This window comes from Porcipelethomonas sp., assembly GCF_051893655.1.
In the GTDB taxonomy this organism is placed as follows: Bacteria; Bacillota; Clostridia; order Oscillospirales; family Ruminococcaceae; genus Porcipelethomonas.
The window spans coordinates 12,755-31,106 of the sequence record NZ_JBJFHN010000091.1; the positions used below are offsets into that span (position 1 = coordinate 12,755).

The window sequence follows — 18,352 nt, forward strand, 5'->3', positions numbered from 1 at the left end:
AGAAGGTGTGGGATATGGCAAAAGGAAATTTCTATCAGAAATTAAGAATTTTTGACAGTAAACTTATTTCTGCAGTATCTATTTTGCTGTTTATTGTTGTGACTGTGACTATTTTTGTCAGCAATCGCTATATGAATATCTGTCTGCAGAAAGAGGCTGCTGCACAGCAAAACAGAATAGAACTGCATAATTTAGGAGAAGAACTGGCAGATGCCTCCGACCACCTTACAGATGAGGCGAGAAAGTTTGCTGTGACCGGAGAAATCGTTCATTTTTACAATTACTGGCATGAAGTATATGAAACAAAAACCAGGGATAATGTGATTTCTGAGCTTTCGTCATATGACCCGCCGGAAAATGAACAGGCACTGCTTACAGAAGCCAAAGCATATTCCGATGCACTGATAGAAACTGAAACCATATCTATGAAACTTACGCTGCTTGCCCGAAATCATGAACTTGTTGATTTTGAAACAGACCCTAAACTGTATGCGTATTTACAGTATGTGTATGATTATGAGCTGCCTGAAAAGTATTCATCACTTTCAGATGAACAGATGGAGAAAAAGGCAGTTGAAATATTATATGATTCGTTTTATTATGAATCGAAAAATCTTATTATGTCACCAATTGAAGAATTCCAGTCCGTTATGGACGAACGTCTTAACCACTCCGTTGAAAACTCCATACAGGGACAGGATACAGCGTCTGTAGTACAGATATGCTGTTCAATTGTGGTACTGGCACTTATCGGGCTGCTGATACTTGGACTTAATGTTTTATATGTTCGTCCATTAAACAAGTATGCAGCTGCTTTATCCGCAGATAGTATACAGAATCAGCTGGAGCAGCAGGATTTTTCAAAAGTGCGTGTAACTCCTCAGGGAGCACGGGAGCTATACTGTTTCGGAGAAATATTTAATCATCTGTCGCTGATTTTGTATAAAGAACTGAAAAAGCGTGTGGCTGCGGAAAAAGAAATGCGGTCTGCAAGGGATGAGGCGGACAGGGCAAACCGTGCTAAAAGTGACTTCTTTGCTCAGATGAGTCATGAACTGAGGACACCGTTAAATGCGATTATCGGTTATATGTATTTGCTTAACGAAACGCCGTTAAATGAGGAACAGCGGGAGTATTGCAGGATAATTGATTTTTCATCAGAAAATCTGCTGGGACTTATCAACAATATTCTGGATTTTTCAAAAATGGAATCCGGTAATATGGTTTTTGAAACAACGGATTTTGATTTGCCGCAGCTGATACGTGATGTATATAATATGATGAAAAGCAATGCCATGCAAAAGAATCTGACACTGCAACTGCATTTGTCTGAACAGCTTCCGCAGTTTGTAAAGGGTGATCCCCTTAAACTGCGGCAGGTACTTGTTAATTTGCTGAGCAATGCTCTGAAATTTACTCCAGGGGGAACCATTTCCATGATGGCAGATGTGCAGTGTGAAGAAAACGGGAAATGGGTGATAGCGTTCGGTGTGAGAGATAGCGGCATAGGGATCGCAGAAGAAGATATTGACAAGATATTTCAGCCATTTGTACAAAGTGATGCCGGTGTTACAAGAAGATATGGCGGTACGGGACTTGGACTGCCTATTTCTCAGAGTATAGTGAGTAATGCCAGTAATGGAAAATATGAAATAAAGGTTGACTCTGTTTTAGATCAGGGTTCATATTTTCATTTTCAGATGGAATTTCTGCCGGGAAAACAGGCGGATATCAGTTCTGATAAATCTGAGAAATTTGCAGGCTTTGAAAAGAATATAACGGTTCTGCTGGTGGAAGACAACGATATCAATCTGGAAATGGAACGTCTGATTTTAGAAGAATATGGTCTGACCGTTTTCACGGCAAAGAGTGGAATGGAAGCACTTTCATTTGCGGAAGAAAATTCATTTGATATGATTTTCCTTGACCTGCATATGCCGGAAATGGACGGTTATGAAACAGCCAGACGGCTGCGTCTGCTGAAAAACTGCAGGTATACGCCTGTAATTGCACTGACTGCGGATGTTGTGTCCGGAGTAAAAGAAAAGGTAGAGCAATCAGATATGAATGCTTATTTGTCCAAACCGTTTCAGCCGGAGCAGCTGCGCAGGCTTATTGCTGAATACCTGCATATTTCAAAGAATGAGCCGGAACGTATTCTGACAAAAAGCAGTACTGCTTTTGATTGTGATGCTTGTCTGAGGAAATTGAACGGAAATGAAAATGCACTTCAGAAACTGGTACAGCGTTTCCTTGATACACATGGACACGACTGCGAATATATCGAAAATCATATATATAATGGCTACTGGACAAATGCCGGAAAAATTCTGCATGATATTATGGGGATTTCCGGAAATCTTTGCTGTCAGAAGTTATACCGCATTTCCTGTGTGCTGAACCAGGAAATAAAAGAGGAACGTGCAGATACACTTACAGAATTTCAGCAGATATGGAAAGAAACCATAGAGGCACTGAAAACTTATTCTGAAATGCATATACAGGATGACCATTCTGTAACAGGTGAAATATCGTTTCCAGAAGTGTGGAGAAAGTTTATCTCTCTGTGCAGTGCATATGATATTTCTGCGGCAGATTATTTTGATGAAAACCGCAGCACATTCAAAACAGAGTTTGGAAAAGTGGATTTTATACAGCTGGAACAGGCAGTGCGAAGATATGATTTTCCGTGGATAACAGAAAATATTACATATCAGGAAGAAGAGTGATTGAGCTATGTACAAGGTTTTATTGGTGGAAGACGATTCTGCAATGAGGTATATATATTCTAAAATGAAAGTGTGGACAGACTGCGGTTTTAAGATAGCGGCGGAGACCTCAAACGGAAAAAATGCACTTGAAATTCTGGGGCAGGAATCTTTTGACCTGATTTTTACTGATATACGTATGCCCTTTGTAGATGGAATTGAACTTCTTCGTAAAGTAAAAGAACTTGGTATTGATACCAGTGTTGTTTTCGCAAGCTCTTATGATGAATTTGAATATGCCAGACAGGGACTGATACTGGGTGCGTTTGATTATATTCTCAAACCCGTAAAGGAGGAACAGCTGCGGGACGTGCTGGACCGTGTCAAGGGACATTTGCAGGAAACAGTCAGACAGAATATGCTGGAGCCGGCAGTTTGTGATGTGTTCAGAGAAATCGGAGTAGAACCTGATAGTGGAAATTTTGTGAATAAAGCGGCTGTATATTTTTCTGAACATTACGGAACTCTCTTTACTATGGAGGATATGGCATCTTATTTTGAGCTGAATAAAGACTACTTCGGCAAGCAGTTCAAACAGAAAATGGGAGTGACGTTCAGTTACTTTTCTTCCGTCCTGAAAATCTCTTATGCAAAGGAATTATTGCATACCGGTAACTACAAGACCTATGAAATAAGCGATATGCTAGGGTATTCATCAACCGATTATTTTACCAAAATATTCAAGGAAATTACCGGAGAAACACCGTCAGGCTTCAGAGCAGGACACAAAAGATAAGATACTGTTTTTTAGTGGATTTTCTCTGCTTTTTCCGGTTTGAAGTTTCTTCACTGTCTGGTATACTGTAAGTACAGTAACGGAGGTGATGAAAATGGAAAATTACGTGATTACCATTGCACGAGGCTTTGGCAGCGGAGGAAAGCAGATTGGTCTGAATCTCTCGAAACAGTTAGGAATCCCTTGCTATGAAAGCCAGATTCTTGCAATGGCATCCAACTACAGCGGAATCAATAAGGATCTGTTTTTTCAGGTGGATGAAAAGCTGAGAGGCTATCATCTTATCAAACGCCTTATGCGTGCAAACAACATTGATGACATTGTAGAACCTACCGAACGCAGTTTCATTTCAGATGTGAATCTGTATAATATTCAGGCTAAAATTATCCGTGAGCTTGGAAAAAATCAGTCCTGCATTATCATCGGAAAGTGCGCAAATCATCTGCTGAAGGATTATGACAATGTTGTCAGCGTCTATATCGAGGCACCGAGAGCTTACTGTGTTAAAAATGTCACGGAAAGACTTGGCGTAACAGAAGATGAGGCACATAAGATGATATATCAGACGGACAAATATCGTGCAGACTACTACAAATACTACACAGGCGGTGAAGTATGGACAAATCCGGTTCTGTATGACATGACTCTTAATGCTGAGCGAATCGGCGAAAGCAAGTGTGCGGAACTGATTATCCAGTACCTGAAAATTAAACTGGGTGACGATATCCTTGCCAAAAAGGGTACAGAGGAAAATGCAAAAGCACTCAGACAGCTTGGCATTGAGTATTGATGAAAATTTATATCGACAATGGTGTCGGCAGTGTTCATAAAGAACATGCCGATTTTTTGTTTTTAACGGAGGAAATGTGATGAGAAAGAAAATGTTTTCAAAAGTTCTGGCAGTTTTGTCAGCAATGACTCTTGGTGCAGTACTTACAGGCTGCGGAAATGAATCGGGAACAAGCGGAGATACTGTTAAAGTCGGTCTGCTCCACTCCCTGACAGGTTCTATGGCAATCAGTGAAAAATCAGTCCGTGACGCAGAGGTGCTTGCAATTGAGGAAATCAATGCAGCCGGAGGAGTACTTGGCAAGAAAATTGAATATGTGGAAGAGGACGGTGCGTCCGAGCCGTCAACCTTTGCGACAAAGGCTGAAAAGCTGATTGACAGTGAAAAGGTCGCAACAATTTTTGGCTGCTGGACTTCTTCTTCCAGAAAGGCAGTAAAGCCGATTGTGGAGGATTATGATGCCCTGCTCTGGTATCCGGTACAGTATGAGGGAATGGAATCCTCAAAGAATATTGTCTATACCGGTGCTGCCCCTAACCAGCAGATCGTTCCGGCAATTGAATATCTTATAGAACAGGGATATACGAAATTCTTCCTGTTAGGTTCTGACTACGTATTCCCGAGAACTGCCAATATGATTATCAATGCACAGCTTGAAAATGCGGGACTTGAAGTAGTCGGTGAAGAATATGCCGATATGGATCAGACTGATTTTGCGGCTATCATTGCAAAAATTGAATCTGCAAAGCCGGATGTAATCATCAATACTCTCAATGGCACAGGCAACGTTTCATTCTTCAAGCAGATGTCCGAGAAAAACTATACAAGTGATGATTATATGACCATGTCATTCTCAATTGCAGAAGAAGAGGTTTCAACAATTGGTTCTGATATTTTACAGGGACATCTTGTTTCATGGAACTATTACCAGACAACAGAAACAGAAAAGAATACAGCCTTTGTAGAGGCATATAAGAAAAAATACGGTGAAGACCGTGTAACATCAGACCCTGCAGAAGCAGCCTATGATGCAGTTTATCTCTGGAAAGCAGCCTGTGAAAAGGCAGACAGCTTTGAGGTTGATGACGTTATAAAGGCAATCGAAGAGGGCGGAATTTCATTTGACGCACCGGAAGGTACAGTCGCTATCAATGGTGAAAATCACCATCTTGCAAAACCTGTACGTATCGGAGAGGTAGGAACAGATGGTCTTATCCATGAAGTATATGCAACAGAGGCAGTGGATCCAGATCCATATCTGACAACTTATGACTGGGCAGTTGCAGCCGGAATCCAGCCTCTTGAATAAGCATAATAGTTTCTTTTATAGTTCATCCATAATGTAAGTGATCGCCCGGATATTGCGTAGCAAAAAGCGGCAGTATCCGGCATCATTTTACACACGGCATATCAAAGGAGTGTTTGTATGGAACAATTCGTAAATACACTGTTTAACGGCATAAGCCTCAGTTCTATCATTCTGCTCACTTCTATCGGATTGGCGATTACATTTGGTCTGATGCGTGTCATTAACATGGCACATGGTGAATTTATCATGATAGGTGCCTATATGACCTATGTTGTGCAGGAAATTTTTAATAAATACCTGCCATCGGGACTGAGGGATATTTATTATTTTATTGCGATCCCTATAGCATTTTTGGCAACATTTCTCATAGGCAGTCTGCTGGAGAGGTTTGTTATTTCAAGGCTTTACGGCAGAGAAATTGACAGTTTGCTTGCAACGTGGGGTATCAGCCTTATCTTGCAGCAGGCGGCAAGAAGTATATTCGGTACACAGGGTGTAAACGTAAATGCACCGTCTTTCCTCAAAGGCGGAATTACAATCGGCGGCTGTACATTCTCTTATAACCGTCTGTTTATTATCCTTATGGTTGCACTTTGCCTGCTGGGTGTATGGTTTATCATGTATAAATCAAATTTCGGCAGACAGATGCGTGCTGTTATGCAGAACCGCACAATGGCTCAGTGTATGGGAATAAATTCTCGTAAGGTAGACAATATAACCTTTGCGATCGGCTCAGGTCTTGCCGGAATTGCCGGCTGTTCAGTTGCACTGCTGGGTTCTATCGACTCAACTGTCGGACAGAACTATATTGTAAACTCTTTTATGGCAGTTGTTCTGGGAGGCGTAGGCAAGCTTACGGGAACTGTAATAGGTTCGGCTATTATTGGTTCAGCCAGCATTTTTACAGAAAATTATACGTCCTCCACAATTGCGAAAGCAATCGTTCTGCTGATTGTTATAATCTTCCTGCAAAAGCGTCCGCAGGGATTGTTTGTCATCAGAAGCAGAAACCTTGATGAGTAAGAAAGGGAGGATATGATGAAACAATTTATAAAAAAACAAGGCAGCAACATCTGCTTTGCTGTTATAGTTATTTTGCTGGGGATTATGCCGGTTCTTATGAGTACCGGAGCAATGAGTACATCTATGGTTCTGTTTCTTGGAAAGTGTATTGCTTTTGCCGTTGTGGCAATTGGTCTGGATCTGATATGGGGTTATACGGGTATTCTTAGTCTGGGTCACGGACTGTATTTCGCACTGGGCGGCTACTGCATGGCTATGTACCTTAAATTACAGGAAACAGGCGGTAAAATCACCGATTTTATGCAGATAGGCGGACTGACTGAACTTCCGCTGATATGGCGTCCGTTTCAGTATCTTCCGGTTACATTGCTGCTGATAGTTGCAGTTCCGGGAGTTGTTGCCTTTGTGATAGGTTACTTTATCTTCAAGACCCGTGTTAAGGGCGTTTACTTCTCAATTATTTCACAGGCGCTTACATGGGCGGCGTATTCAATTTTCATTGCCCTCTCGCCCTATACGAATGGTAACGTCGGCATTACAGAGATAAAAACCATTTTCGGTAAGATAAAGGGACAGGCAAATCAGGGAAATCTGATGCTGCTTTTCTATGTGGCACTTGTGATTATGGTTTTTATCTACGCCCTGTCAAAATTCCTTGTGGGAAGAAAATTCGGAAAGATCCTTATCGCTATCCGTGACGGAGAAAACCGTACATATTTTTCCGGTTATAAGGTAAGCCGCTATAAGACATTTATCTATGTACTGTCTGCTGTATTTGCCGGAATTGCCGGTGCAGTATTTGTAAACTTCAACGGCAGCATCACCCCCTCTCAGATGACAATCTCCTATTCTATCACCATGATTATATGGGTTGCAGTCGGCGGCAGAGGAACTATTATCGGTGCAGTAATCGGTGCATTTCTGATAAACCTTTGCGAGTATAATTTAAGCTCCGGCAGTATGGTTGAGATATGGCAGTATATCATTGGTGCGGTATTCTGTATTACAATTCTGTTCTTTAAGGGCGGTATTATCGGACTGGTAAAAGAACAGATTCCGGCAGCGGTACGCCGACTGAAAGGCAAATCATCAGCCGAAACAAAAACGGAGGTGAAACAGTCATGAGCAAAGTCAATGAAGATACGGTACTGGCAATCAACAATATCTCTGTCTGCTTTGACGGATTTTACGCTCTGACAGAGGTAAAAACTTCTGTTAAGAGAAACACTGTACACTTTTTTATCGGACCAAATGGTGCCGGCAAAACGACACTTCTGGATATTATCTGTGCCAAAACTAAGCCAACTTCTGGAACAGTCATATTCTATCCAAAAAACAGAGAGCCTGTTCGTCTGACGGGAATGAAGGAATATAAGATAGTTACAGAGGGTATCGGCAGAAAGTTTCAGGTGCCGTCTGTGTTCGTGAACCTGACTGTTGAGGAAAATATGATACTCTCCCTGAAAGGTCACAAGGGAATACTGGATTCCATTTTCCATAAACCCTCCAAAGAGGATATGGCGGATATCCATTCCACATTAAAGCGTGTGGGACTGGACGACCGTGCAGATGTCCGTGCCGGAAGCCTTGCCCATGGTGAAAAGCAGTGGCTGGAAATTGCAATGCAGCTTGTGCAGAAACCGGAAATAATCATGCTTGACGAACCGGCAGCCGGTATGGGAAAACCGGAGACATTCAAAACCGGTGAAATTTTAAAAGAGATAAAAAAGGAATGTACTGTCATTGTCATTGAACACGATATGGATTTTGTAAAACAGGCGGCTGATATCGTGACTGTACTGCACGAGGGAAAAATGCTTATGGAGGGCGATATCACAGATGTGCTGGCAGATAAGACGGTACAGGCGGTATACCTGGGAAGAGGCGGTGAATAACCATGCTGAAAATCAAAGATATGGACTCCTGTTACGGTGAAAGCCGTGTCATTGAAAATCTTTCCTTTGATGTGCCGAAAGGAAGAATTGTTGGACTTATCGGCAGAAACGGAGTAGGAAAGAGTACAACACTTAAAAGTATTATGGGAATTGTGAAAACACCAAAGGGTGAAATTCAGTTTGACGGTGAAAATATTACAAAAAAGCCGGTATATGAACGGGTGAAAAAGGGTATAGGCTATGTACCTCAGGGACGTGATATTTTTCCGCAGATGACTGTTCAGGAAAATCTTGAACTGGGTCTGCAGCCGCTGGGCGGAAAGGGTAAAATTCCCGATTATCTGTATGACCTGTTTCCGATACTGCCTAAATTTGCAAAGCGAAAAGGCGGTGATCTTTCCGGCGGTCAGCAGCAGCAGCTTGCAATTGCCCGTGCACTTTGTGCAGAACCGAAGATACTGATTTTAGATGAACCGACCGAAGGTATTCAGCCTTCAATTATTCAGGATATCGGTGCGGCGATAAAGAAGATAAACGACTGGAAAGGTATTACTATCCTGCTGGTTGAGCAATATCTTGACTTTGTACTGAAAAATACAGATATGCTTTATGTCATGGAAAAGGGAAGTATTATCTACAGCAATGAAACGGCTGAATGTGACCCACAGGAAGTACAGAAACTTATGACGGAGTAAAGAGGGTGTTCCGAGTGCAGGAATATGCAGAGATACTGATAGTTGATGATATACCGGAGCACATTGCATTTGCAGGCAGTCTGCTCCGTGATGAAGGTTATCGTGTCTATGCGGTAACAAGCGGCAGTGCGGCACTGGGTTTTCTCGAAAAAAAGCATCCTGATCTTATCATGCTTGACATTAAAATGGAAGATATGGACGGACTGACTGTGTGCCGGCACATCAAGGAAAATCCTGATACCAGTGATATCCCTGTTATTTTTCTGACAGCAGAGACCGGAACCAAAGCGATAAAACAGGGATTTGAACTTGGCGGCTGTGATTATGTTGTAAAACCGTTTTTGCGTGAGGAGTTTCTTGCGAGAGTGAGAACACATCTTAATATTTCACGTCAGAGCCGTGCACTCGCAGCAGCAAATCAGGAACTGAAACAGTTTTGCTCTGCTGTTTCCCATGACCTGAAATCTCCTCTCAATGTTATAAATATGCTGATTTCAGCACTTGTAAATGAACTGGGAGAAAATCAGAGTGAAGAAATTTTAAAGATAATGGATATGATATGTAAAAAATCCAGCAAACTTACTGTTATGATAGACAGACTGCTGGAATTTTCCAAAATGTGTAATATCACACCGGAAATGGAAATCCTTGACCTTGCTGCCATGATCAAAGAAATTTACAGTGAGTTGATATCCCTTGAACCGCAGAGAAATATTACGCTAAACTGTGAAGTACTGCCGTCTGTGACAGGTGACGAGGTGCTTGTGAATATGCTGCTTAAAAATATACTTTCCAACGCAGTGAAATTTACCAGACACAGAAAAAAAGCCGAGATAACGGTCAGGGCTTTGCCGGATGAAGTGTATCATGTTATTTCAATAAAGGATAACGGTGCAGGATTCGACATGGCTTATGCAGACAAGCTTTTTCAGGTGTTTCAGCGTTTGCATGAAGATGAAGAGTTTGAAGGGAGCGGCGTAGGACTGGCTCTTGCTGCACGTATTATGAAACGGCATGGCGGAAAGATAGAAGCACTGGGAGAAGTTGATAAAGGCGCTGAGATAAAATTATATTTTCCTAAGCAAAAGTGAATGAATAAACAATTTTTAAAATATTTGGAGGTTGCTATGGCTTGTTTTATTGTTCCAGTGAGTGAAGCAATTGTTACTGTAATTGCTGAAAAAATTGTAAAAAAGCGTGAAGACAGAACAGAAATTAAAGAGTGTGACGGAAAAATCCCGTTTTCAAAAAAACTGAAAGTATTAAACAAAATGCTATGGGGCGGTTCGGGACTGCTTGCCTTTGAACATGTATGGCATGGTGAGGTAACACCATGGTTTCCGTTTCTGACAAATGCAGCTAATCCTGCGGACTTGGCAGAAATGCTTCATGAAATGGCAACTGTCGGGACAACGATGGCTTTGCTGGTTACAGCAGTATGGGGAGTGTTAATGTTTGCAATTGAAAAAATCAGGATCAGGGAAACAGACGGAAAAAGGGAGGAGGAAACTGTGGCATGACACTTTTGATTACAAGTTTTGCAGCAGTAATTTCAACTGTAATATGGTATGTGAGTGACAAGGCAAGAAAGCTGAATACAGGTGTACTTTGCTGTTCATACTGGGGTGCATCTCTTATGTGGTTTGTTGACTCTGTTTTTGAGTATGCAGAGCTTAAATCCGAATTTTTTGTTTTCAACGGTCAGGAAATGCTGAATGATTCATTTCTCGGACTTTCGGTTGTCGCACTTGCGCTTATAGTATGGGTGGTTATTATGCTGATAAAAGATCCGGATAGAGTATTGAAATCAGTATTTAAATGATATTGCCGCTATACTAATGGAAATAATTACATATTTGTAATGTCAGAGCCGGGATATTTAACAGGAAGAAATAGGGAGCTTGCTGTATTTCCAGAAATCTGTACAATGGGTATTTAATAAAGATATTTTCAATTAATCATTTTCCATATATTAGAAAGGAGCTGTTTATGTAGTAGCAGCTCCTTTGTATTTAAATGAAGTATGAATTTCAAACTGTTATTATTACATTTCAGACAGGAATTGTAATTCCTACAAAAAACAGATTACCTTTCGGCAGCAAATCCAGTGAACCATGATGTGCCTTTACAATGTGAGATACAGAAGAAAGTCCTATTCCATGATATTGAGTATCAGTTTTTCTGGTTTCAGGAAGAAAATCCCTCTGTATGTTTAAAATTCCGTCATAAGTATTTTCTACAGTGATGCACCACATACATTCTGTAACAGATGTTTTGAGTGTGATTTTTTTGACTGATTCATCTTCCAGACGTTCGCATGCTTCAATTGCATTTTCCAGTAAATTTCCAATGAGCGTACAAATTTCTACATCTGTCATCGGAAACTGATTTGGAAGAATCCATTGAAGCTGCAAGTCGATTTTTTTGATTTCGGCTATGCTTTGATAATAATAGAATAATGCATCAACAGTAGGTTTTCCGCTTTCTATCTGCACTGTAAAGTCTTTCGGAACAGTCATATATTCTGAAAGGGAGTTCAGATACGCTGGAATTTCCTGATTGCCGCATTGTTCAGCCATGGTCTGTATAACACGCATGTGATGACGGAAATCGTGAACAGTTCTCCGGCGCTCCTCTATCTGTATATTTAGCTGGTGATTGTAATTGGTCTGCATAATTAATTGCTTCTCCATAATATGATGCTGTTGTTTCATAAGAAGATTCTGCACATAGCTTTGAGTTAACAGTTTCCAGAGCATGCCAGCTACTACAAATACCAGAAATAAACATACCCATTCCAGAAACCATCCTCCGAAAATCGGGTCATAATCCGGAAAAATACGATCCCATACACAGGCACAGGCAAAAAATACTGAAACATACAGCAGCTGCTTTGCCTGATAATGTTTTTTTGCTGTAATACAGGAAGTTACGATCATATATCCTGCCAGTAAAAATTTATATCCTATTATCAGACAGGAAAGAAAATTTGCAGCACTGTCCGGTAAAAATCCGGCACATAAAGAATACACCGAAACTCCCAGGCAAAACAGCAAAGCAATACTGTTGCTTATCCATGACGCTTTCTGATGTACATTGCAAATATAATTATGCATCATAACCATCATGAACAGCGACAGATAACAAAATAGTATTTCCAGAAAATAAGCAGGAAAAACCGGAAGAATCAGCATAGTATGCAAAATAGGATAAGACATCCAGCCAGTCATAAGAATACAAAGCAGAAAAAAGTAAAGTGCATTTTGGTTATGTATCTTTTTCCACAGGTACAGAGAAACAGTAATTGAAATGGAAAGCAGCAAAAGCATGCAAAGACACAATGCCAGTCTTATTCCTCTGATATAATTTAGTCCCTTCATTGTACCAAATGCCGGCGGATAAGTCATACCGCCATAAATATGAGAATAATTACTGACAGCAATAATAATTGTTGCCATACCGTTTTCATCCGGAGAAAAAACCACCATACGGTTTCCAGTTGCGTCCTGATACTGATCCGGCTGTGGATTTCCTATTGACATCACAAGTTTTTCATTTACATACATATTATATGATGAAAATACTTCTGGCATATCCATGGCATAGCTTGAAACGCTGTCCGGCAGTTTACAGTGCATAACATATGTACCGCAGCCATAATTGCCATTGGAACTGTTCCGGCTGATTTTAAGACGGTTGGATGCAGAAATATCCACATATGCCATATAGCGATCAGGATATCCCTGTAAAAAATCGTCAGGAGTCAGCAGCACACCAGGATAATACATCCAGTCATTCCATAGAAAACGACATGGATGTTCTTCCAATTCCTCATCAGACAGTATAAGAAGACCGTTGATTGCCTGTGTTGAATTTTGTGTATACTTATTATTGTATCGGTATAGAAAGCAAAAAAACAGTGATGCTAATACAGCCGTCATAAGCATTCCGAAATATAGTCGGTATTGTACTTTTTTCATTACTTTGCCTTTCTGCGGAAAAACCAGATACCGAAAACAATTCCGCCAGTTAACACAATACCTGTGCCGATTTGTTGTTTTTTCAGCAGGGGTTATAGGTGCAGGCTGTGTAACGATGGGCGTATTGCATATGCTGGCATCTCCGCCGTCTCTGTCACCTCCAATACCTATGACAGATGAATATTTGCCGTTTTCATATACTTCAATGATCTGCGAACGCATATCGCCGTATTGCAGATAAAAATAGGCATAATTTGATACTTCTAAAGCACTTCGGGATATTGAAAAACCCCCTGATTTCATATAGGCTGTGTCTGTACTGCAAAGTGTCCAGTCACAGTTTTCCAGTTCTTCAAATGTACATTCCCAGTCACTGAAAAAAATATATATTTCTGTTTCTTCAGACGGTATGTCCGGAAGAAAATAAATGACATGACTTGTTTGGGTAGTCCTTGCCGGAAACAGCTCAAAATCCTCCGGATTGCTGACGCAGACGGGGATTATAACATTCTGAATGGAAGGGTCGAGTACACAGTAAGGAGCGTCTTCTTCACAGATTGTCAAAGAAAAATCCAGATTATAAATTCCTTCCGTGTAAATATCAACACAGTCCCAGTCCGGATCAGATACAGTCAGGATTGCCTCTGCATTGTCATTATAAGCAACAAGATATGACATGCTGTCACATATGCAGGACTGCGTTTCTTCCCAGCCTTCTTCGTTACCGATTGCAAGCATATATCCGCTGAAATACACATCAGAAGAGGCAATATGGTCAAGAACCTCCTTTTCTTCTTCAGCTGACACTGAAACTGATTCAGAGAAAACCAGTCCCGATAAAACACCGAATATCAGGAATAATTTTATTATATTGTAAAATCTGTTTTTCATAAACTGTTATCCCCATATGTGCATAGTAATAGCTGCGCCAGATTTCTCCTATCTGCTTTTTCTTACGAATGTTGACAGGAATACTTATTCCATGATCAAGTCGGAAAAGATTGTCCTCCATGCCAAGGATATGCTGCATATTCACAATCACACCCCTAAGACAGCAAAGAAAGCGTTCGTCCTGTTCAAGAGGTTCCGTCAGCTGTCGGAATGGAACAGAAAGTGAAATGGTTTCTTCGGTTGTGTGTATCTGAGTAGTGTGATCCTGCACATCTATGTATAATATTTTTTCTGTCGGGACAGAACGTTCCACATTATTCTGTCTGAATTTCAGAAGTGGAACATCATATGAATTATGTATTTCAAGGAACTGCATTGCAAGTTCAAATTCTTCAGGTACAATTGGTTTTACTAAATAATATACCGCATGAACGGCATAGCTCTGTCGGAAAAATTCTGTACTGCTGGAAAGAAAAATGATTTTCGGACTCTTCCCCGATGAAAAAAGCTCCTGTGCGGCTTCCATTCCAGACTTTTCTTTCATGTATATGTTAAGAAAAACAACTTGAAACGACTCTCTTTTACAGGCAAAAAGAAATGATTCAGCACTTTCAAATTCTGAAAGCTCTGCCATAATATTATGCTCTGACAAATATGAAAGGATATATGATTTTAATTCAGAACGATCCTCAGAAGAATCATCTACGATTGCAAATCTCATAAATAGCCTCCATTTTTTATGTTTAAGGCTGAAAAGCCATGATGATATAATTATACATTTTAATTTTAGCAAATTTATTAAAAAAAGCTAGTCTTATTTTTGCTTTTCACGAAAAAAAACTGCGGTTTACGTAAAAAGTATTGATTAATGTCAGGCAAACAGATATAATGTAAAAAGTTTCAGGGTAAATCATTCCTGAAAAAAATCATTCAACTTGTAGAGAAGGAGAAAGATACATATGAAAATGAAGAAAATACTTGCACTTATCGCAGCACTTTCGATGATGGCTGCTGTGGCAACCGGATGCGGTTCAGAAAAAGAGGATAGCAAAGCGTCAGAATCATCTGTTTCATCTGCTGCGGAAGAGGTTTCCGATGAAGAATCAGAAGAACTTGCTGAAGAAGATGACGCTGCTGAAGAAGACGTTGAAGACGATGCTGCAGACGAGGAAACAGCTGCTTACGCAGAGGCTCTTGCAGGAACACTCTGGCTTGGCATGGACGAAGAGTACAACTGCTATGCAATGGGATTCAACGATGAAGAAATCGTATTTGAGGCAAATGACGGTTCATCTATTTCCGGTTACTGGGGTGTCACTGCTGGTGATCCGACGATCTATATTTTTGAGGATGCAGAGCTGACATCAGAAATCGCATCTATCCCGTGGACATTTGACACAGAAAACAATGTTATGATCCTCAATGAAAAGGTTATCATGGCAGAGTCTGACGCATACAGCTTTGAAGATGCAGCAGCAGCTCTGGAACAGATGGCAACTGCTGCACAGGTACAGGAATATCTTCAGGGTACATACTGGGTAGGCATCAGTGACGAAGAAGCTATGGCTATTGCATTGAACGGAAATGAGATTTCTTTCCTGAATCTTAGTGCTGACGGTTCACTCCAGGAGATCGACGCTTACTGGAGCATGGATTACGATTTGCTTAACCTTTATGATGAATCATACAATCTTCTGACCAGCTTCCAGTGGAACATGGCTTCCGATGGTTCTGCACTTGAACTTGTGAATGAAAACGGTGAATCACTCACAGCATCACAGGTTTCCGAAGAAGATGCTGTAGATATAATCGCATATCTCTATGCATGCATGAACCTGGATTATGAAGAATAAATAACAAGAAAGGGATTATGAATTATGAAAAGCAAAACAACTGCATTGATTCTTTCCATATTTCTGGGTGAGCTTGGAATAGATCGTTTCTATCTTGGGTATACGGGACTTGGAATCCTTAAGCTGATTACCGGCGGCGGATTTGGTATATGGTGGCTGGTAGACCTGATTTTGATTGCAATGGGAAAACTGACTGCTAAAGACGGTTCTGAACTGGCATAATCGTCTTCTTTTGCGGAAACGCTTTCCTGCGGCTTGTTTTCCTCCTTTCCGCAGAGAGCTGCCCAGTCATTAAATTATAATAAAAAGCAGAGAATTCGTGTGGTAGGAATATCTCTGCTTTTTTTACTATAAGAAAGGAATATATTATGCAGCAAAATCTATTGAGAAAAATTTCAGTGCTTATTTTATCAGCAGCTATGCTTATTGTATCAGGAGGGTGTGTACAGGAAGTACCGGCAGAGAAAAGCGTGGAAAAATCTGTATCCCGTTCAGTAGATAACAGTTTTACATTAATGATTTATATGTGTGCAGCGGCTCTTGAATCAGAGTACGGCTGTGCGACTGTTGATATAAACGAGATACTCTATGGCTATTCAGACAGCAATTTTAATATCATTATTCAGACAGGCGGTACACTTGAATGGCAGAATACTGTTATTGCCGGAGACAGGTGTCAGCGCTATCAGGTAACAGAAGACGGTCTTGAACTTGTAGATGATACAATAGGACAGCAGAATATGGCTGAACCTGATACACTTTCAGATTTTGTAAACTATTGTACTGACAACTACACTGCCTCACGCTACGGACTTATTCTCTGGGATCACGGCGGCGGAGTTATTGGCGGATATGGCTATGACGAAAATTTCGGAGGTTCAGCTATGAGTCTGACGCAGATGCATCAGGCACTGGAAACTGCCGAAACGCATTTTGAATTTATCGGATTTGACGCCTGTCTTATGGCAACGCTGGAAACCTGCCTCATGGCATCTCATCACGCAGACTATATGATTGCGTCAGAGGAAACAGAACCCGGCTGCGGATGGTATTACACCAACTGGATAGAAAGTTTTTCTGCTGAGTTCCATATCTGTAAAAGAATACGGAAAACAGATAATCGACGATTATGTTGAAAAATGCTTTGAGGATTCTCCCAGCATGTATTCTACCCTTGCAATGTTTGATCTTAACGCAGTGACAAATCAGGTTCTGCCGGCGCTTGATTCCTTTTCATCGGACAGCTATGAGCAAATTGCACAGGGTGAATACCGTGTAATTTCACAAAACCGAAGCAATACCCGTGCGGTTTATCAGTCTGATTTTGATCATATTGACCTTTATGATTTTGCAGACCGTTCTGACACAGAGTCTTCAGACAGACTATCAGAAGCAATTTCGAATAGTATTATCTATTATCGTTCTACGCCAAACGGCAGTTTAGATTATGGTCTTTCTATTTTGTTTCCGTATTATGATCTTTCAACAGTAGACGAAATGGCACAGATTTATGAGGATCTGGAATATGATACGGCATACACAAATTTGGTGGAAAGCTTTGCTAATGTCATGGCAGGCGGTCAGATTTCTATTTCTTCCTTTTCAAATACACACAACACCATTGATGAAAATGAATATAATATATTCGGCTGGTTTGATTCAGATGATTGTTATGACGATTCCTACTATGAAACCAACTGTGCAGATCTAAGTGAACTAGAAGTTACGGATTCAGATGGTCAATGGGTTCTGGAATTATCTGATGAGGATTGGGAACTTATGAATGATGCTGCTATGCAGATGTTTGCAGTAGGTGAAGATTATTATGTAGATATGGGGCTTGATGATTACTGTGAATTTGATGATGATGGAAACCTGATTGTAGAATATGATCAGACATGGGTTGCACTGGATGGTGTTGTAGTTCCGTTTTTCTATGAGGATTATATTGAAGAGGAAGATTACTTTCTGACTTACGGTTATGTACCCTGCATCTACAATGGTGAGGACGCTGAAATAATCGTGGCATGGGATTCAGAAAATGACGGCGGCTATGTTGCAGGCGTACGTCCTGTATATGAAGAATCAGTTGCTGCCAAGGGACTTTATGAGGTTCAGGATGGAGACACCTTTAAGGTTTATTATGATATATATGACGAAAATCTGGAATATATAGATACTATAACAATTGATGATGAAATTTTTACAGTAAATGGTGAAATCAGTGTAAGCTATGAGGACGTTGTTTCTCAGCTTGGAAATACTTTTATTTATTATGTACTGGAAGATATTTATAGTAATATTTATTTTACAGAATCAATATGGTATGAAGATTGATTAATGAGAATATTTTTTAATCCGCTGAAATTTTTAATTCAGCGGATTTTTCATAAATTTCGGAATATTGTCATT

At 40.5% G+C, this 18,352-nt stretch carries 17 protein-coding genes; 15 read left to right on the forward strand and 2 right to left on the reverse strand.

The window, feature by feature from the left end:
• The first annotated feature begins 14 nt into the window (after positions 1–14).
• From ACI4WO_RS05250 to ACI4WO_RS05300, 11 genes are all read left to right on the forward strand, one after another.
• Positions 15–2,729: a response regulator gene (locus ACI4WO_RS05250; protein ID WP_439806512.1), complete on the forward strand. Its 2,715-nt coding sequence runs from the start codon at positions 15–17 to the stop codon at positions 2,727–2,729.
• Between the two features lie 7 nt (positions 2,730–2,736).
• The gene (locus ACI4WO_RS05255; RefSeq protein ID WP_439806513.1) at positions 2,737–3,504 is read left to right on the forward strand and encodes a response regulator transcription factor; all 768 of its coding nucleotides are present in this window, start codon (positions 2,737–2,739) and stop codon (positions 3,502–3,504) included.
• 94 nt (positions 3,505–3,598) lie between these two features.
• Positions 3,599–4,294: an AAA family ATPase gene (locus ACI4WO_RS05260; RefSeq protein ID WP_439806514.1), complete on the forward strand. Its 696-nt coding sequence runs from the start codon at positions 3,599–3,601 to the stop codon at positions 4,292–4,294.
• 79 nt (positions 4,295–4,373) lie between these two features.
• Positions 4,374–5,603, forward strand: coding sequence for an urea ABC transporter substrate-binding protein (urtA, locus tag ACI4WO_RS05265; RefSeq protein WP_439806515.1), 1,230 nt, complete (start codon positions 4,374–4,376; stop codon positions 5,601–5,603).
• Between the two features lie 117 nt (positions 5,604–5,720).
• Positions 5,721–6,626, forward strand: a complete 906-nt coding sequence (gene urtB, locus ACI4WO_RS05270; protein WP_439806516.1) for an urea ABC transporter permease subunit UrtB — start codon at positions 5,721–5,723, stop codon at positions 6,624–6,626.
• Positions 6,627–6,641: 15 nt separating this feature from the next.
• Positions 6,642–7,751 carry an urea ABC transporter permease subunit UrtC gene (gene urtC / locus ACI4WO_RS05275; protein WP_439806517.1) on the forward strand — a complete coding sequence of 370 codons (1,110 nt, stop codon included), beginning with the start codon at positions 6,642–6,644 and terminating at the stop codon, positions 7,749–7,751.
• A complete protein-coding gene (gene urtD / locus ACI4WO_RS05280; protein ID WP_439806518.1) occupies positions 7,748–8,521 on the forward strand; it encodes an urea ABC transporter ATP-binding protein UrtD in 774 nt (257 codons plus the stop codon). The genes urtC and urtD overlap by 4 nt, the downstream gene beginning before the upstream one ends.
• Positions 8,522–8,523: 2 nt before the next feature.
• Entirely contained in the window at positions 8,524–9,216 is a 693-nt protein-coding gene (gene urtE / locus ACI4WO_RS05285) for an urea ABC transporter ATP-binding subunit UrtE (RefSeq protein ID WP_439806519.1), read from the forward strand.
• A 14-nt stretch (positions 9,217–9,230) separates the two neighbouring features.
• Positions 9,231–10,307: a response regulator gene (locus tag ACI4WO_RS05290; protein WP_439806520.1), complete on the forward strand. Its 1,077-nt coding sequence runs from the start codon at positions 9,231–9,233 to the stop codon at positions 10,305–10,307.
• 36 nt (positions 10,308–10,343) lie between these two features.
• Positions 10,344–10,736, forward strand: coding sequence for a hypothetical protein (locus ACI4WO_RS05295; protein WP_439806521.1), 393 nt, complete (start codon positions 10,344–10,346; stop codon positions 10,734–10,736).
• The gene (locus tag ACI4WO_RS05300; protein ID WP_439806522.1) at positions 10,733–11,038 is read left to right on the forward strand and encodes a hypothetical protein; all 306 of its coding nucleotides are present in this window, start codon (positions 10,733–10,735) and stop codon (positions 11,036–11,038) included. Before ACI4WO_RS05295 ends, ACI4WO_RS05300 begins: the two co-directional genes overlap by 4 nt.
• A gap of 229 nt (positions 11,039–11,267) precedes the next feature.
• Here ACI4WO_RS05300 and ACI4WO_RS05305 read toward each other — a convergent pair whose 3' ends face one another.
• Both ACI4WO_RS05305 and ACI4WO_RS05310 read right to left on the reverse strand, forming a co-directional pair.
• Complete coding sequence (locus ACI4WO_RS05305; protein ID WP_439806523.1) at positions 11,268–14,087, reverse strand: sensor histidine kinase; 2,820 nt, start codon at positions 14,085–14,087, stop codon at positions 11,268–11,270.
• Entirely contained in the window at positions 14,014–14,808 is a 795-nt protein-coding gene (locus ACI4WO_RS05310) for a LytR/AlgR family response regulator transcription factor (protein WP_439806524.1), read from the reverse strand. Before ACI4WO_RS05310 ends, ACI4WO_RS05305 begins: the two co-directional genes overlap by 74 nt.
• Before the next feature lie 238 nt (positions 14,809–15,046).
• On the opposite strand from ACI4WO_RS05310, the gene ACI4WO_RS05315 reads away from it, so the two are divergent.
• The 4 genes from ACI4WO_RS05315 (at position 15,047) to ACI4WO_RS05330 (ending at position 18,277) form a co-directional block, all read left to right on the forward strand.
• Positions 15,047–15,940 (forward strand): hypothetical protein, encoded by an 894-nt coding sequence (locus ACI4WO_RS05315; protein WP_439806525.1) that lies wholly within the window; start codon positions 15,047–15,049, stop codon positions 15,938–15,940.
• Between the two features lie 24 nt (positions 15,941–15,964).
• Complete coding sequence (locus tag ACI4WO_RS05320) at positions 15,965–16,162, forward strand: TM2 domain-containing protein (RefSeq protein WP_439806526.1); 198 nt, start codon at positions 15,965–15,967, stop codon at positions 16,160–16,162.
• A 146-nt stretch (positions 16,163–16,308) separates the two neighbouring features.
• A complete protein-coding gene (locus ACI4WO_RS05325; RefSeq protein WP_439806527.1) occupies positions 16,309–17,076 on the forward strand; it encodes a clostripain-related cysteine peptidase in 768 nt (255 codons plus the stop codon).
• 25 nt (positions 17,077–17,101) lie between these two features.
• Entirely contained in the window at positions 17,102–18,277 is a 1,176-nt protein-coding gene (locus ACI4WO_RS05330; protein ID WP_439806528.1) for a hypothetical protein, read from the forward strand.
• Positions 18,278–18,352: the final 75 nt, after the last annotated feature.

Coding starts and splice junctions, on each gene's coding strand:
- urtE (WP_439806519.1), top strand. CDS start 8,524: ATGCTGAAAATCAAAGATATGGACTCCTGTTACGGTGAAAGCCGTGTC.
- urtB (WP_439806516.1), top strand. CDS start 5,721: ATGGAACAATTCGTAAATACACTGTTTAACGGCATAAGCCTCAGTTCT.
- ACI4WO_RS05250 (WP_439806512.1), top strand. CDS start 15: ATGGCAAAAGGAAATTTCTATCAGAAATTAAGAATTTTTGACAGTAAA.
- ACI4WO_RS05315 (WP_439806525.1), top strand. CDS start 15,047: ATGAAAATGAAGAAAATACTTGCACTTATCGCAGCACTTTCGATGATG.
- ACI4WO_RS05300 (WP_439806522.1), top strand. CDS start 10,733: ATGACACTTTTGATTACAAGTTTTGCAGCAGTAATTTCAACTGTAATA.
- ACI4WO_RS05325 (WP_439806527.1), top strand. CDS start 16,309: ATGCAGCAAAATCTATTGAGAAAAATTTCAGTGCTTATTTTATCAGCA.
- ACI4WO_RS05255 (WP_439806513.1), top strand. CDS start 2,737: ATGTACAAGGTTTTATTGGTGGAAGACGATTCTGCAATGAGGTATATA.
- urtC (WP_439806517.1), top strand. CDS start 6,642: ATGAAACAATTTATAAAAAAACAAGGCAGCAACATCTGCTTTGCTGTT.
- ACI4WO_RS05295 (WP_439806521.1), top strand. CDS start 10,344: ATGGCTTGTTTTATTGTTCCAGTGAGTGAAGCAATTGTTACTGTAATT.
- ACI4WO_RS05330 (WP_439806528.1), top strand. CDS start 17,102: ATGTATTCTACCCTTGCAATGTTTGATCTTAACGCAGTGACAAATCAG.
- ACI4WO_RS05310 (WP_439806524.1), bottom strand. CDS start 14,808: ATGAGATTTGCAATCGTAGATGATTCTTCTGAGGATCGTTCTGAATTA.
- ACI4WO_RS05320 (WP_439806526.1), top strand. CDS start 15,965: ATGAAAAGCAAAACAACTGCATTGATTCTTTCCATATTTCTGGGTGAG.
- ACI4WO_RS05305 (WP_439806523.1), bottom strand. CDS start 14,087: ATGAAAAACAGATTTTACAATATAATAAAATTATTCCTGATATTCGGT.
- ACI4WO_RS05260 (WP_439806514.1), top strand. CDS start 3,599: ATGGAAAATTACGTGATTACCATTGCACGAGGCTTTGGCAGCGGAGGA.
- urtA (WP_439806515.1), top strand. CDS start 4,374: ATGAGAAAGAAAATGTTTTCAAAAGTTCTGGCAGTTTTGTCAGCAATG.
- urtD (WP_439806518.1), top strand. CDS start 7,748: ATGAGCAAAGTCAATGAAGATACGGTACTGGCAATCAACAATATCTCT.